Source organism: Wolbachia endosymbiont (group B) of Silvanus unidentatus (assembly GCF_964028615.1).
In the GTDB taxonomy this organism is placed as follows: domain Bacteria; phylum Pseudomonadota; class Alphaproteobacteria; order Rickettsiales; family Anaplasmataceae; genus Wolbachia.
Genome location: NZ_OZ034795.1, coordinates 78,588 through 94,531 on the forward strand (window position 1 = coordinate 78,588; position 15,944 = coordinate 94,531).

General features: G+C 35.3%; 15 protein-coding genes. 13 read left to right on the forward strand and 2 right to left on the reverse strand.

Going from position 1 to position 15,944, the window contains the following annotated elements:
• Nucleotides 1-17 precede the first annotated feature (17 nt).
• Genes ABWU65_RS00370 through ABWU65_RS00380 form a run of 3 tightly spaced genes read left to right on the forward strand, consistent with a single transcriptional unit; the run spans nt 18 to nt 2,941 of the window.
• Nucleotides 18-824, forward strand: a complete 807-nt coding sequence (locus tag ABWU65_RS00370) for an AAA family ATPase (RefSeq protein ID WP_353280036.1) — start codon at nt 18-20, stop codon at nt 822-824.
• Nucleotides 825-856: 32 nt separating this feature from the next.
• Nucleotides 857-1,372: a hypothetical protein gene (locus ABWU65_RS00375; RefSeq protein ID WP_353280620.1), complete on the forward strand. Its 516-nt coding sequence runs from the start codon at nt 857-859 to the stop codon at nt 1,370-1,372.
• A gap of 36 nt (nt 1,373-1,408) precedes the next feature.
• Nucleotides 1,409-2,941, forward strand: coding sequence for an AAA family ATPase (locus ABWU65_RS00380; RefSeq protein WP_264685617.1), 1,533 nt, complete (start codon nt 1,409-1,411; stop codon nt 2,939-2,941).
• 117 nt (nt 2,942-3,058) lie between these two features.
• On the opposite strand, the gene ABWU65_RS00385 is transcribed toward ABWU65_RS00380, so the two are convergent.
• Entirely contained in the window at nt 3,059-4,168 is a 1,110-nt protein-coding gene (locus tag ABWU65_RS00385) for a hypothetical protein (protein ID WP_264685616.1), read from the reverse strand.
• Nucleotides 4,113-5,363, reverse strand: coding sequence for a hypothetical protein (locus ABWU65_RS00390; RefSeq protein WP_353280038.1), 1,251 nt, complete (start codon nt 5,361-5,363; stop codon nt 4,113-4,115). The genes ABWU65_RS00385 and ABWU65_RS00390 overlap by 56 nt, the downstream gene beginning before the upstream one ends.
• 171 nt (nt 5,364-5,534) lie before the next feature.
• On the opposite strand from ABWU65_RS00390, the gene ABWU65_RS00395 reads away from it, so the two are divergent.
• From ABWU65_RS00395 to ABWU65_RS00440, 10 genes are all read left to right on the forward strand, one after another.
• Nucleotides 5,535-6,218: a hypothetical protein gene (locus ABWU65_RS00395; protein WP_353280039.1), complete on the forward strand. Its 684-nt coding sequence runs from the start codon at nt 5,535-5,537 to the stop codon at nt 6,216-6,218.
• 15 nt (nt 6,219-6,233) lie between these two features.
• Nucleotides 6,234-8,165: a DUF4815 domain-containing protein gene (locus ABWU65_RS00400; RefSeq protein ID WP_353280041.1), complete on the forward strand. Its 1,932-nt coding sequence runs from the start codon at nt 6,234-6,236 to the stop codon at nt 8,163-8,165.
• 11 nt (nt 8,166-8,176) lie between these two features.
• Entirely contained in the window at nt 8,177-9,361 is a 1,185-nt protein-coding gene (locus tag ABWU65_RS00405) for a hypothetical protein (RefSeq protein ID WP_353280043.1), read from the forward strand.
• A gap of 4 nt (nt 9,362-9,365) precedes the next feature.
• Entirely contained in the window at nt 9,366-9,569 is a 204-nt protein-coding gene (locus ABWU65_RS00410) for a hypothetical protein (RefSeq protein ID WP_353280045.1), read from the forward strand.
• A complete protein-coding gene (locus tag ABWU65_RS00415; protein WP_353280046.1) occupies nt 9,556-10,950 on the forward strand; it encodes a hypothetical protein in 1,395 nt (464 codons plus the stop codon). The genes ABWU65_RS00410 and ABWU65_RS00415 overlap by 14 nt, the downstream gene beginning before the upstream one ends.
• Before the next feature lie 6 nt (nt 10,951-10,956).
• A complete protein-coding gene (locus ABWU65_RS00420; protein WP_253303117.1) occupies nt 10,957-11,508 on the forward strand; it encodes a hypothetical protein in 552 nt (183 codons plus the stop codon).
• The gene (locus ABWU65_RS00425) at nt 11,501-12,688 is read left to right on the forward strand and encodes a phage tail sheath subtilisin-like domain-containing protein (protein WP_353280621.1); all 1,188 of its coding nucleotides are present in this window, start codon (nt 11,501-11,503) and stop codon (nt 12,686-12,688) included. The genes ABWU65_RS00420 and ABWU65_RS00425 overlap by 8 nt, the downstream gene beginning before the upstream one ends.
• Nucleotides 12,689-12,708: 20 nt before the next feature.
• Nucleotides 12,709-13,215, forward strand: coding sequence for a phage major tail tube protein (locus tag ABWU65_RS00430; protein ID WP_253303116.1), 507 nt, complete (start codon nt 12,709-12,711; stop codon nt 13,213-13,215).
• Nucleotides 13,216-13,261: 46 nt separating this feature from the next.
• Nucleotides 13,262-13,519 (forward strand): phage tail assembly protein, encoded by a 258-nt coding sequence (locus tag ABWU65_RS00435; RefSeq protein WP_253303115.1) that lies wholly within the window; start codon nt 13,262-13,264, stop codon nt 13,517-13,519.
• 109 nt (nt 13,520-13,628) lie between these two features.
• A complete protein-coding gene (locus ABWU65_RS00440; protein ID WP_353280049.1) occupies nt 13,629-15,944 on the forward strand; it encodes a phage tail tape measure protein in 2,316 nt (771 codons plus the stop codon).

The window sequence follows — 15,944 nt, forward strand, 5'->3', positions numbered from 1 at the left end:
ATTTTAAAAGGAGTAATATGGAACAAAGCTTTTTCAATATCGGTCAAAAAATTCCCTTTTTCAGTGTGAAAGAATACTTGAATGATCAAACGCCAATACCAGAGGATATAATCTCACCAAGAATTCTAACTAAAAGAGGTTTGTTAGTATTTGGTGGCCCTCCTAAGATTGGCAAAAGCGACTTTTTGATCTCTTGGCTTGTTTACATGGCTGCTGGTAGATCATTTCTCGGTATGACACCAAATAGACCTTTGAAAATTTTCTACATGCAAACTGAAATTGAATATGAATATATGAAAGAACGTTTGCAACAACTTCAGCTTGATGAGGAACTTTTGGATATAGCTGCTAACAACTTAATCATTACGCCAAAGGTGCACTTATCATTTAATCATGATGAAATGAGTGAAATTAAGGAAATTGTGAATGAACGCTTTAAACCTGATGTTTTGGCCATAGATCCATTACGTAACATCTTTAGCAGCGAGTATGGAAATGAAAATGATAATAGTGCTATGCTGTTTTTTCTGCAAAAGACTCTTGAAAAGCTGCGCAGTGCTGTCAATCCAGATGCTTGTATTGTACTCACTCATCATACAAAAAAATTATCGAAAAAGATGCTGGAAGAAGATCCATTTCAGGGTTTAAGCGGTGCTGGTTCTTTGAGGGGATTTTATAGTACTGGCATGGTGATGTTTTCTCATGATGAAGAAAGTACTGTACGTCAGATAGTATTTGAACTGCGTAATGGTGAACGTGTGGCAAGCAAGCTTGTCGATAAGATAAATGGCCGTTGGAAGCTTGTAGACCAATGGAGCAGCTGATTCTTTTTTTTACTTAATTTATGGGGAACAATATGCTAACAGAGTTTTTAACTGATTTTAATACTGCTAAACCAAGAAGTAGTTTAATACCAGCGGGTACCATAGTAAAAGTATTGGTTAAAATTTGTCCTGGAGGCCATGAACCAAATGGCTTACTCACGAAAAGTAAAAATACTGGCAGCATTTACTTAAATCTCGAATTTACTGTGGTAGAAGGACCATACTCAAAACGTAAGATCTATCAAATCTTTGGTATTCAAGGAAGTAGACTCAACGAAAATGGAGAAGATGTCTGGGGAGAAATGGGTCGTTCGATGATTAGGAGTATTTTGGAATCAGCTCGCAATATCTATCCTCATGATGATCGAGAAGAAGCAAATCTTGCCCGTAAAATTAAATCCATTTCAGAACTAAATGGCCTGGAATGTTTAGTTAAGATTGGTACGGAAACTAGTGGATATGGTGAAAAAAATAAGATCATCTCAGTGATTACTCCAGAATATGGTAGTTACGCGAGTTTTATGAAGGCAACAGTTAATTGGAATTAAAAAATTTAAAAGTAAAAAAATAAATATGGGGGATATATGGATTTTTGGAGTATTACAGAAAACTTTTTGTGGAAAGATTCTGAAGATGTTTTAGGAATTAGATCACTGCTACTTCATAATATTAAAGCATGCATTTCTCATCTTTTTCCTAATGGAAGATTCTATAAAAAGAAGTTTTGTATTGCTGATCTACAAAAGGACCAAATCGTAGTCGACATGAAGGCAGGAAATTGGTCTAGCCTAGTTACCGGTAAAAGTGGAGATATCATCAGTCTTTGGGCATTTGTTACTGGTAAAACTAAACTTTTTGACGTTATTGGCTTAATATCAAAATGGCTCAATGCTGAAAGATTCATTTACCGTGATGAAAACGGCAAAGACATTATTTATGTCTATCTTTATAATGATAACAGTTATTATGCTTGGAATACTAAAACGCGCAGTAGTGATTCAAGGCCTCTTTTCAACATTCCTGAAATCATAAAATCAGACAGAGTAGTTATAGTAAAAGGCGAAAAATGTGCTGAAAAATTAACAAATCATGGTATCACAGCAACAACAGTAATGTTTGACTCAATTGATCAGACAGACTTTTCACCTCTCAATGGAAAGCAGATCATCATTTGGCCAGACAATAATGAAGCAGGTAAACAGTATGCTGAAAAAATAGCTAATAAGCTGAGTAATCTAAAGTACTCTATTCTAAACATCCCAGAAGGTAAAAAGAGTGGATGGAGTGCTCTTGATGCTATTGTAGAAGAAATAGATATAAACCAGCTGTTAATATCAGCCAATCCAGTAGTAAAAGAAAACATCTCAGCTTTTTCTGTAAAGCAGTATTTAAACGATAAGTCACCAATACCAAAAGATATAATTTCCCCAAGAATCTTAATACCAGGTGGATTATTAGTATTTGGTGGTACTCCTAAAGTGGGAAAAACTGATTTTTTGATTTCTTGGCTCGCTAATATGTCAGCAGGTGTTCCATTTTTTGATATGGTACCAGTAAAACCTCTAAAAATCTTTTATCTACAAACTGATGTTGGCTATCACTATATGCGTGAGAGACTACAACAACTTAAGATTGACAGCAAACTTTTGGACTTAGTTGCCAATAACTTTGCTATTACATCTGATACTAATTTACTACTTGACGAGAGTAAAGTTTATAATACCGTAAAACAATTTTTCAACCCAGCAGAGGTAGATGTTATCGTTATTGACTCTTTACGCAATGTCTTTAACTATAAAAATGAAAATGACAACAATGTTATGTATTCCTTTTTGCAGGAAAAAGTCGAAAAGTTACGTTCTACAATTAATCCAAGTGCAGGAGTGATCTTAACTCACAATGTTAATAAAAAGCTTCCTAAGGAAAATCCTTTTCAAAGTTTAAGTGGTGCAAGTAGTTTAAGAAATGTTTATACTTCTGGTATGCTCATGTTAAAACCAATTGAAGAGGAAAGTATTCGCCAATTGATGTTTGAGTCAAAAAATGGTCAGTCCTTGCCAACAAAGTTTATCAGTAAGGTTAATGGCAGTTGGTATTCACAAGTTTGCGGTATTTAGTATGCAAAAGAATAGGGTTTAAAGAAGAAGGTTTTTCGGAATTTGGTGTAATGAATGAACCAGATACATTTGTGTGTTTAACTGAGAATAAGGAAATACAAGAGGCGAAGCAGAAATTTACCTTTTTAACATAAGAGTAAAGGGATTAAGACGATAACCGTGTTCTTTACAAGTTAATTCTGGCCAACCAATGGTTTGAATAACATCATCACGTTTAATGCTTAATCCCAATTGATTGGCTAGTTTTTCTTTTATCGTTCTTTGCATTTTATTCAGAGGATATCTTATTTGTTGTTCTAAATCTGTAATTTCAGAATGAAAAGTTAAACGGTCTGCTATTTTTTCAATGCTAAGGGGTATATGTTTCTCTAACGGTACATCATTTTCAAAATCATTAAGGAATTGTTTGAATAAAACGCGAAAAATACTAATACACAATGTAGCTCGTTTATTTACTACTTCAATATCATTAATGTAAACTACACCATGTGAAAACTTTAGTTGTAGAACCTTTTTTGGTGATTTAGGCTTGACTTCCTTTAGTGAAATAATGGGAAATATTTGCGTAGAAACATTAGCAATTAATTCTGGTATAGCTGCTTCACAAAGTATTTCATTTAAAGTTTTATGCTCACAAAAAAGATCAGACATTTTTACAATAGGTAAAACTAATGGCAAGTTTGGTACATCTTCTCTTACGGTAATTAGAATATTGGGCTGAATTCTCAGTTTATCTACGGTTAAATGTACTGCATCAGTGCAAAGGTCAAGAATAATTACGCTTACTATACTACTTTGGCTGCTTATGTGATAAACTCCTTCTGCTGCTCTTCGCCAGATTAATCTTGAGCCGCTTAATAAATCCTCGAACCAACTTGCAATTTTTTCTAAGTTAAGATTGGTTGATAGTAGGTGAAATCGTTGTTTTTGATGTGTATTTGGTAAAATGTAGCGACAACAATCTTCACAAATCATGTCATCACACTCTTCATCAAAATCTCGACTAATAGGAATTTCATTATTACAGTCTGGGTAGAATACGTTAGGCCAATCTAGATGGTCTTCTATGCGGGAGCAAATAACAAAATCAACTTCTTTTAGCTTAATAAAGCTGAGGTCAGACAACCACAATGCAGCTTCTAGATAGGCTTTACTAGGATCAATCCAAGAGTCATGAGATCTCAGAATATCTGCAACAGCTTGCTTTTGGGAGGATTGTAAGTCCATAGGTTTCTTTCATTAATGATTTAAAATCTTCACGCTCTTTTTTATTAAGTATGTGCTCTGAGTAATAAATAATAGTATAATGTTCATTTCTTTTAAAGAACAGAGTTACTTTCTTCTCTTGAAATACAATACGAATAGATTCAACAAGTGAATTATCTTGTTCAATTGTTAGTTTTAGAATTTGTAACTCTCGAGCAATTGAGTTAACTGGATTAGTCACTACAACTAAGTACGTGTCTTTCTTGAGCTGAGTTGAACGAAATTTTACCTCAAATAGACAAATATTAGGATCAGTACCTTCTATGGAAGATTTCAAGAATGTTGCAACAAGAAGTGTACAATTCTGGTCTTTCATGTCGATAAATAAGCATTCACATTCAAAATAATTACTTACGATACTATTTGCTATTTTTAGGCTTTCATTAAAATTCTTAGCACACAGGTTTACTTGATTACCGTGCAATGAAAAATCCAGAATAATCCAACTTGGTCTATATCCATGGATAATACGATTTGAATTAAAAAGTAAGTCCTTATCGCTAGCTCGACGTATAAACACATATATACGATTTTGATGATAGAAAAAACCTTGTAGTTGAGTTTCAAAGCCATCATCTTTTTCAGCATCGTATTCTTTTAGTAATCGGTAAGTAACTTCTTTTGATATAAAGTTTTTAAATGGAGTTTTCATCTGCCTTGGAGAGTTCTGTAAAGTAAAAGATGAAAATCCTCTCTTTTGTACTTTATCAAAGTGGTAAACACATTTGATTAATTCTGGGTCACTATGGAATAAAACAAAAATTAAGGATTTTTTATCATGTTTGTTATTTTTACATAGAAAGTTTGTGATCAACTCTTCAGTCAAAACAGACCTTGCTACTTCAACAACAGCAGACTCAAGTTTAGAATGGTTGAAGTGGCTAAGTAGATAATAGCTGAACAAAGAGTCTGAGCAACCTATAAGAATTTTGCGTTGTTCTTGAACTGAAATATCGTCATGTTTCTGAAATTCAAATAATTGGCCATTTTGCTTATGTGTAAAGGAATACTGAAAAATAACATTTAGTTGTCTACCTGAAAGAGAATTAAGCCAATTTTTACGTATTTCTTCATCTTGAAAGCTAGGTAGCCAATGATCTACTGGCATTTCCAAACTACTCTCCCAGAATTCTCTACTAGGATAAAGATTAACCATATATTATGTATAATATAATACGCTACATTTAACATAATTCAAAAACTAGTCAACGGTAAAAATTATAACAAAGATTTAAGAAAACAAATCGATAAAAATATTTTTCTTTCACTTAAACATACAACAATGAAAAATGTATATATTAAGTAATAGGTCTGCGTAAGAAGGGAAATGTCAATACTCACAGAGTCAGGAAGAGCAGCAATAGCAGCCAGCATAAAAGAGCAACCAATACATCTTGCTTGGGGCAGTGGTGATGCCAATTGGGAAAGTAGTCATCAAGTCGAAAAAGTTTTTGTTGAGGATGAAATAGCCCTAGATCACCATCCCATTAAAGACGTAAAAGTTTTTATCGGACAAACAACTTATCAGCCAAGTGTTGACTATACAGTTGATAGTAGTACTGGTCTAATAAAACGTACGGAAAATAGCTCTATTCCAGTAAGTGATAAAGTTACTGTACAGTATACTGAAAGCACACCACCTGAACCTATAAATTCTATAAAGCTCTTGAATGAACTTGGCAGACGTACTGCAGACGAAGTGCTATTCTGTACAGGTGATGAAAACGGCGAACTTATAACTCCTTCTGGAAGGTTTAGGCCCTCAAATGTACCAACCAATAATTTGTACCTTAAATTTACTTTCGATTTCACGGATGCAGCAAATCAAGTTATCAGGGAGCTTGGGGTTATAGTTGGTACTAAAGTAAAAAAAGAATTACCTAGAGGACAGAGATATTTTGAACCAAAAGACGTGGAAAATCCGGGAATTTTGTTAGTTTTAGAACACACCGTACCACTTATCAGAACTGCAGCAACTCGGGAAACTTTTTCGTTTGTAGTGACATTTTAGAAAAAGAGAAAAAAGATGACCTTAAATAGTTATTATAACCGCTTTAATCCTGACAAAGAATACGAAAAAAGCTTGTTTCTTGCAGGAAGAGGTCTACAGTCAGCAGAATTAAATGAGACTCAGGAGTATGCTCTTTCTAAGCTTAAAGGCATAGGTGATGCAATATTTCGTGATGGTGATGTTATAACAGGAAGCAACTGTATTATAGATAGAGACACTGGTAAAGCTACACTTGAGGGAGGAAAAATCTATCTGCGCGGTGCAGTTAGAAAAGTCGAAAAAGAAGAATTTGTTATTCCACTGAGTACCACAGTTCGCATAGGTGTTTATTATGTAGAATCTACGATTACAGAACTTGAGGATGAAAACCTTCGTGATCCTGCTGTTGGTACACGTAATTATCAAGAAGTAGGCGCTGCAAGGCTTAAAGTTTCCACCACTTGGAGTTATCAAGCTGAGGGTGTGACTACTAATGCTTCAGGAGAATTTTATCCAATTTATAACATTGAAAATGGAGTATTAATAGAAAATTCACCGCCACCACAAGCAAACATAGTAACTACAGCTCTTGCTCGTTATGATAAAGAAGCAAATGGTTCCTACGTCGTAAATGGTCTTGAAGTAATGTTCCTGCAAAAGGAAGAGAGAGAAGGAGGAAAAAAAATATTTGTGATTAATGAGGGCAAAGCTCATGTTGATGGCTATGAGATTGAACTTCCTCACAGTATTCGTGTTTCTTTTGATGAAGATCCGGATATAAAATCAGTTGAATCAGAACCACATACTTTTCAGCCAAATAGCCAAAGAGTAATGGAACTGAAGGTTAATGATTTTCCAATAAGTGAAATTAAAAAAGTAGATATAACTGTTCAAAAAACCATTACTGTTACTCACGGTTCATATTCTGGAGCTATTGATCCGATACCTGACTCTGCAGTACTTGAGATTATTCAAGTTAAACAAGGCAATGTTATTTATGAAAATAGTATAGATTACAAACTAAACGCAGGAAACGTTGATTGGTCATTACCTGGTAAAGAACCAGCTCCTGGAAGTAGTTACCAAATAACTTATCGCTGCCGCACTCATATAAGCCCTGAAGATATAAGCGAAGAGGGATGTAAAGTAAAAGGAGCAGTTGATAACAGCTTGGTTCTGATTGATTACACCTGGAAAATGCCACGCTATGATTTAATTACTATCGATAGCAAAGGAGCAGTAAGGAGAATAAAAGGTATAGCTCACCCTTGGCGACCATCAATGCCTAAAGCACCTAGCGGACAACTTTTGCTCTGCTACATTCATCAGACATGGAAAAACGGAGAAAAAGAAGGGGTAAAAATAGTGAATAATGCTATTCATGCTGTACCGATGAATGAGCTTGAAGCAATGAAAAAAGGAATAAATGATCTTTATGCGCTGGTTGCAGAGGAACGTCTACGCAGTGATGCAAATTCAAGAGAACCTACCACCAAAAAAGGAGTATTTGTTGATTCATTCTTTGATGATGATATGCGCGATCAAGGAATTTCGCAGTCTGCAGCGATAGTAAACAAGGAACTAATTTTACCAATAGATGTAACTATTGCTGATATTGATGGAGGAGAAAAAACTTATTTGTTGCCGTATGAACTTGAACCGGTACTGGAGCAGCTTTTACAGACCAAAGGAGAAAAGATCAATCCATATCAAGCTTTTGATCCAGTCCCGGCACAAATTACTCTAAATAAAAACATTGACCACTGGACAGAGGTTACCACGAATTGGAAAAGTCCAGTAACTAGAGTGTTTAATACTAGAGAAACAACAGAGCTATTGTCAAGTAATTCTTATGAAACTGAATTTATGCGAGAAGCAGTACAGAATTTTGAGATCGAAGGTTTTGAGCCAAATGAAAAGCTCAAGGAGGTGAAGTTCGATGGTATCTTCATTCAGCCTACTGCGTAAGAGGTAAAAATATGCTCACAGCTAACAACCAGGGAAAATTAAAAGGAAGATTTACCGTTCCTGCTAATATTCCAGCAGGTACTAAATTAGTACAATTTTATGGGGATAAAGGAAGCTATGGAGAGACAACTTATACTGGTAAAAAAACTATTACCATAGAAGAGAGAAGAAGAGTTATCGCAGCAAGAAGAATTGACCCTTTAGCCCAAACATTTACTTTAAATGAGAGCAGACACATAGGAGGCCTAAACTTATGGTTCACAAATAGCGGCAAAAAACGTGTTGTTGTGCAGATTAGAGAAACAGCAGTGGGAATGCCCTCGCAGACTGTCATTGCTGAAAGTTATATTGAGCCAAAAGATATAAAGATAGATGGCACAGCAACACGTATAGAGTGGTCACCAGTGTTTTGCCATGCAGAAGAGGAGTATGCAATAGTACTACTTACTGATGATGCAGATACTGCAGTAAAAATAGCAGAACTTGGCAAATATGATGCAGTAAATAGCCGTTGGGTAACAAGCCAGCCATATCAAGTAGGAGTATTACTGTCATCAAGCAATGCAAGCACCTGGACTCCACATCAAAATTTAGATTTAACGTTTCGACTACTAGCTGCAAAATTTAGCGAAAATTCTCATGTTATTGATCTTGGCAAAGTTACAGCAACCAATACTTCAGATTTAATTGTTTTGACGAACGTCGAAAAAGTAGCATTTGATACCAATGTGGAATTTATCTTAACAGATGAAGAGGGAAAAGAAAACTTTCTGTCTGATAATTTACCACTCGCACTGCGTGAAAGATTATCTGGAGAGCTAACAGTAAAGGCAAATTTAAAAGGGTCAAAAGAAAAAAGTCCAGTGCTATATCCTGGGTTACAGCTAGTTATGGGTAATATAGGGGAAAAAGGAGATTATGTAACTAGAAGCATTACAGCAGGAGCTAACACTAAAATCACCATAACGTATGATGCGCTGATACCTGGCACTGCAGATGTAAAAGCATATGTGCAAAAAAATGTGGATTGGCAATTAGTAAATTTAACATCAGGAAAACCAATTGGAGAAAGCTGGGTGGAGAGAACTCATGTACTGACAAACTTTAATGCTAATGAGACAAGGATAAAATTGGTTTTAAGTGGAACGGTTGTTTATCGTCCTAAAGTCAAAAATTTGAGAATTATTGTCACATAAACCAATGCCAAATGACCAAACCAAACGAGGATATCCACTGCCTCATCCAGAAAATATTGCAGTTCAAGATGTGGTACGTATCCGTACTACAATTGAGAAAATAGATGAAGATATCGCTAAAAGAGAGAATGAGCACAATCAGCTTAAAAAAGCATCTGAACGACTGAATTTTGAGACTTTTTTGAATTTTTGGAATGACCATTGCTAACGAAGCCATAGATGCATTGCATCAAAGAATTAAAGATTTAGCAGCAAATAGCACACCTGATCAATTAGCGTACCTTGCTAAATCATTAGAATCGATGATAGGTAAAAAAGCTATTTCTGATATTGTGCAAATGGCTAAAATAAAAGAGATAATTGATGCACTACAAAAGAGGCTTAAGGATTTAGCAGAAAACAGTACACCAGATCAATTAGCATATCTTGCTAAAGCATTGGAATCAATAGTCGACAAAAGTGCAGTTTCTGAAATTGTGCAGATGACAGATGGTAAGCTAAAAGAACTTCTTGATAGTGCAAAAAAACACTTAACTGATCTGGATAATAAAAAAGCTAGTTCTTTAGCAGTGATCTCTGAATCAGAGAAGCAGTTATTAAAGAGAATTGATGAAAAAGGAACAACAAATTTATCGCTACTTGATACGAGAAAGAATGCCAATATTGCAGCAATAAATAGTGTTGGCAATGATCATAAAGATGGTCTTAAAGGTTTAGTGAATAACTTCCGTACTGTTAATGATGTACCAAGTGGCTCATCAATCATGAAAGAAGTAAGAAATCGTCATATGATTGAACCTGGAGCATTACCTTTTTTATTTGGTGTACTAAGTAGAAAAAATAATTACTTTGGCCACGGAACTTTTACAACTGAGCTTGGTCAGTGGAGTAGTGATGTAACAAAAACAGACTATATGCTACAACTACTAGCAGGTACTCACACATATGATACAAGCTATGTTAGTTTTTATCGGCCAAGACAACTCAGTTTTTTAGAGGGAAGCAAAGGTACATTTATCTATGGAGAATCATACCCAAGATTTATGTATGATGGATTTTCTGAGCAATTCAATATGCTGAAATACCCTTATGCTGCACTGGGAGTAATATTCGTAAAAAACACAAGCAATGTAGATATAAGTAAAACTCTAAACTTTGTTGGATCTGCAATGTGGTATAAAGATGAAGTTAATTATGGAGGAGCAGGATTATTTATAGGTACACCTGATAAAACTAATACAAGGAAGTCAGAGATTTCGAGAATTACTTGGACACGTATTTACCAGCATGAAATTAACAGTCCTGAATTTATTGCATCAGGTAACATACTCATTCCAGCAGGAAAAACCGTTACAGTGTTACTTTATACGTCATCTAATCTTCACTCAGAAGGTGAAAGAGTTGGTGAGACACCTGAGTTCTTTGCAAGTGAGAACACGTATAGCACAATCTATGGTCAATTTATTCAGTGGGGAATATATAATTTTCGCAGCAATTTTCTCACCACGGGGCTTGAGATAGATGTAGAGAGAACGCTAAGGGCTTGGCAATGTCCAGGATTATCTAACACGCATGAGATTTGGAGGTAACAAACAATGTCTATCTACATTAGATTTGAAAATGATAAACAAGTAGAAACAACAATACTTGAAAGCAAGCCAAAAGGTAAAAATTGGTATGAAGCGCCAAAAGATTTTGATTGGCAAAAAAGTTATTGTTTAACAGAAGGAGGCAAAATTGCTCAGCGGAATCAAGAGGATATTGAATTGGAGTTATTACAAAATGCGAAATTTTCTGCACTTTCTAATCTTCGTGCTTATTATGATAACTATACTAACCAATACACAGGACATTCTCACCAGAAGTCTAAGTCGTATGCGATACAAGCGAAAGCCGCAAAAAGCATTCTAGCAGACCAAGATGAAAAGGATAAAGAAATTATAGAACCTTTAGCAAAAGTCCGTGGTATTACGGTTATTGAAATGGCAAGAATAATTGAGGAAAAAGTGAAAAAAGCAGTAAAAGCAATAATTAAATGTGAAGAGCTTGAAAATTTAGCCAAAAGAAAGATTGAAGAAGCCAAGAGTGAAAATGAGCTAAAGACTTTGCTCGATGATTTTAGGAAAAAAATACAAAGAAATGGCTGAAGAATTTTTGCACGGAGTAAACGTTATAGAGGTAACCTCTGGAACAAGGGCAGTACGTACAGCTAAATCATCAGTGATAGGTGTAATCGGTACTGCACCTGAAGCTGACGAGCAAAAGTTTCCACTAAATAAACCAGTATTAATAGCAGGAAGTTTAAAACAAGCAGCAAAACTTGGAAGGAGTGGAACTCTTTTTTCAGCAGTAAATGGAGTATTTTCCCAAATTGGTGCAACAGTAGTAGTTATTCGAGTTGAAGAAAGTGAAAACAGTGATCCAAAATTAAAAGAAGAAGAGACGCTGAAGAATATAATTGGTGGAGTTAACGAAGAAACTGGAGAATATCAGGGAATAGAGGCGTTCCTCAGCAGTGAAAGTATAGTCCATGTTGCTCCAAGAATATTAATTGCACCTCAGTTTACTCATCAATTGCCTGAATCTGAAAATCCTAAAAACCCAGTAGTAGCAGCTTTGATAGGAGTAGCAGAAAAGCTGAGAAGCATAATAGTAGCAGATGGGCCAAATACTAATGATGAAGAAGCAATAAAATGGAGAAAAAGTGTAGGCAGCTCAAGAGTTTACGTAGTTGATCCATGGGTGAAGGTACTTATTGAAGGAAAAGAAGAAATCTTGCCATCGAGTCCATTTGTAGCTGGTTTAATAGCTAAGATAGACAGCGAGCAAGGCTTCTGGCACTCACCTTCAAATAAAGAGATAAATGGTATTGTTGGAACAAGCAGGCCTATTGATTTTACGCTCGGTAATATAAATTGTAGAGCAAACCACTTGAATGAAAATGAAGTAACAACGATAATTCATCAAAGTGGCTATAGGCTTTGGGGCAATAGAACATGTTCAGATGACTCAAAATGGGCTTTTTTATCAGTGAGAAGGACTGCAGACCTTATTAATGACAGCCTACTTAGGGCTCATCTCTGGGCAGTTGATCGCAATATCACCAAAACTTATATAGATGATGTGATTGAGGGGGTGAATTCTTACCTGGCAAATTTAAAAGCGCAAGGAGCTATTATCAGCGGAAAATGTTATGCAACACCAGAGCTCAATACACCTATAAATATTGCAAGCGGAAAAGTATATTTTGACTTTGAGTTTACACCATCATATCCAGCTGAACAGATTACTTTTAGGTCACACCTCGTGAGTGGTACAATATTATAAAAAGGGGAGAAAGAGGAAAAATGTTACCGAAAATACTGAGAAATTTTAACGTATTTGTTGATGGTAGAGGCTATGCAGGGAAAATAGATGAAATAACTTTGCCGAAGCTTACCATAAAAACAGAGGAGTACCGTGCTGGTGGTATGGATATCCCAATAAATATTGACATGGGCATGGAAAAGCTTGAAGCAGACTTTACTTTCGCTGAGTATGATTCAGAACTATTTAGACTTTTTGGCTTGATAGATGGAAACTCAGTATCTTTGACGCTCCGTGGAGGAATGCAAGGAAGTGGTAGCAATGATATTGAAGGAGTAATTATCAACCTCAGAGGCATATTCAAAGAATTTGATTTTGGTAGCTGGAAACCTGCTGAAAAAGCCACTCTAAAATGCACTGTAGCTGCCCATTACTATAAACTTACGATAGGTGGTAATGAACTGATAGAGATCGACGCTGAAAATATGATTAGAAAGATAAATGGTGTGGATCAAATGGCCTTGCTGCAAACGGTTTTAGGTATTTAGGTTTAGTTTTAAAAAGATTTTAGAATTTTATTTTTTAGGAGAAAGTATGACAACAGTAAAACTTGATAATCCAATAACAGTTGATGGTATTTCTATCTCAGAGCTTACCATTAGACGTCCAAAAGTTAGAGATTATATAGCTATTGAGAGACTTAATGGTAGTGATCTAAGTAAGGAAGTAACTTTGACTGCCAATTTGACATCAGTTGCAAAAGAAGCAATTGAAGAGTTAGATATTGCTGATTATGTAAAAGTACAAGAGGTATTAAAGGATTTTTTTTCACCGATTATCCAAAAAACTTGAGGTCAGAAGTAATCGAGCTCAGTTCTATTATTGGTAGTGGAATTGAGCCTTTGCTTGATATGGAAATTAATGAATTTATTCTATGGCATGAAGCAGCGAGGAAGGTACAATGTCAACGTTATCTATAAAAATTGGAGCAGTCCTAGATGGCAGTTTCAGTACTGTAATAAAAGGAAGTAGCAGTCAACTTACTCATCTTGGTGAGAATATAAGAAAGCTTGACTCATCTTTAAAATCAGTATCAAAGTTTAAGCAGTTAGGTCATGATGTTTTGACTAGCAAGAGGTCATGGAAAGGCTTTGAAGATCAAGTAAAATCTTTAGCTAAACAAATGAAGGCAATAGAGAAACCGAGCAAAACTTTAAAAGCAGAATTTGACAAGGCCAAAACCTCCGCAATAAAAGCAAAAGAAGCATATTTGAAAAAGAGAGATGCTTTGCATTCATTTAATGAAGAAGTAAGAAAAAGTGGAAGAAATATTAAGTACTTAGTAAGTGACCAACATAAACTTGGCTCTTCTATTGAAGTATTAAAAGGTAAGTATGGTAAGCTTGGGTCTGCAATACGTAGTCACCAAAGTTTTTTAGCAAGTAAAGCACATTTTAAGTCACAAATTATAGAGACTATTGGACTAGGGCTTTCACTTGCAGCACCAATTAAAGTTGCTATTGACTTTGAAAGTGCTATGGCTGATGTTACAAAAGTAGTTGATTTTGATGAAAAGACAAAGGAAGCTGATAAATTTGCAAAAAAGTTAAAAGAGATGTCACGTACTGTACCATTATCAGCCGCAGAACTGGCACAAATAGCTGCAAGCGGTGGTCAACTTGGTATCAAAAAAGAAGATCTTTTCAAATTTACAGAAACGGTGGCAAAAATGTCTACAGCATTTGATATGTCTGCAGAGCAAGCAGGTGATTCCATAGCTAAACTCTCTAACGTTTATGGAATTGATGTTAGTGAAATGGAGCACGTTGGTAATGTAATCAACCACTTATCAGATAACACTGCTGCTAAAGCAAAAGATATGGTTGAAGCTCTAGCAATAGTTGGTGGTACTGCAAAGCAGTTTGGATTAAAGTTTGAACAAACAAGCAGTTTAGTAAATGCTTTCATTAGCTTAGGCAAACAACCAGCGAAAGCTGCAACTGCTATAAATGCTTTACTTTCTAAGCTTCAAACTGCTGAAGGTCAAGGAAAAGAGTTTAAGGCAGCACTAGAAGAAATGGGCATAGCCGCAGAAGAAATGGTACAAAGGATAAGTGAAAATGGGGAAGAAGCACTACTTTACTTCTTTCAAACTCTAAAGAAAATGGATAACCAGGAGCGTTCTACAATCCTTATGAAACTTTTCGGTCAGGAATATCAAGATGATATTGCATTATTAGCTGGAAGTTTTAGTAAGTACAAGGATGCAATAAAGCTGCTAGCTAACAAAGAAGAGTACAACAATTCTCTGCAAGATGAGTTTAAAAATCGTGCAGATACTACAGCCAATAAACTACGGCTCCTTCGCAATGCAATAGCTGAAGTTGGTATGAATCTGGGCTCAGTGATGCTGCCTACTTTAAAATCTATAGCTGAATTTTTACAAGAAAAAACTAGGAGCATAGCCTTATTTGCAGAAAAATACCCAACTTTAACTACAGCAATCATGGGAACTATAGCAGCTTTAATAAGTTTAAAAATCTTAGTAGTGGGCTTAGGTTATGGGTTCGCTTTTTTAGCAAGTACAGTTCTCGGTTTAAGAGCAAAAATAATCGCAACTTTTTCATTTTTATCAGCTACAGTTTTTCCTGCAGTAGTAACAGGACTAAGAGCAGTAACGCTTGCTGTAATGAGTAATCCTATAGGGCTTTTAATTACTGGACTTGTCACTGGTGCAGCACTTGTTATCACTAACTGGCAAAAAGTGAAGGAATTCTTTGCTAGTTTTTGGAAATCAATCATAAAACCGATAGGAGAGGCTTTTTCATGGATGGGAAATACAGTTAGTAGCATATTTGGGAAAGTGTCAGAAAATAGTCCAATAAAAGAATTTGAGAAGAGAAAAACTGTTATTTCGTTAGTTGATGGAGAAGCTAGCAATGTACTTTCTAAAAATAGTGTTTTTAATAATGGGAATCTTTTATCAAATAATGGTGTGATGAAAGGAATTTCTAAAAATAGCTGGAATAATGTTAAAATTAAACATGCTATCGCAGAAAAGAAATCTATAGCAGATGAGAAAGATCTCAATCTAAAAGAGTACGTAAAAAGCAAATATGAAAATAAAACTTTTAACCAAACTCAACATAATTATTTCAACATAAGTGTACAAGCAGCACCAAATCAAGATGTTCGTAGCCTTGCTGATGAAGTAATAAAAAGGATAAGAGAAAAATCACGTGATGTTCTGTTTGATACCATAGACCCTGTTTATTAA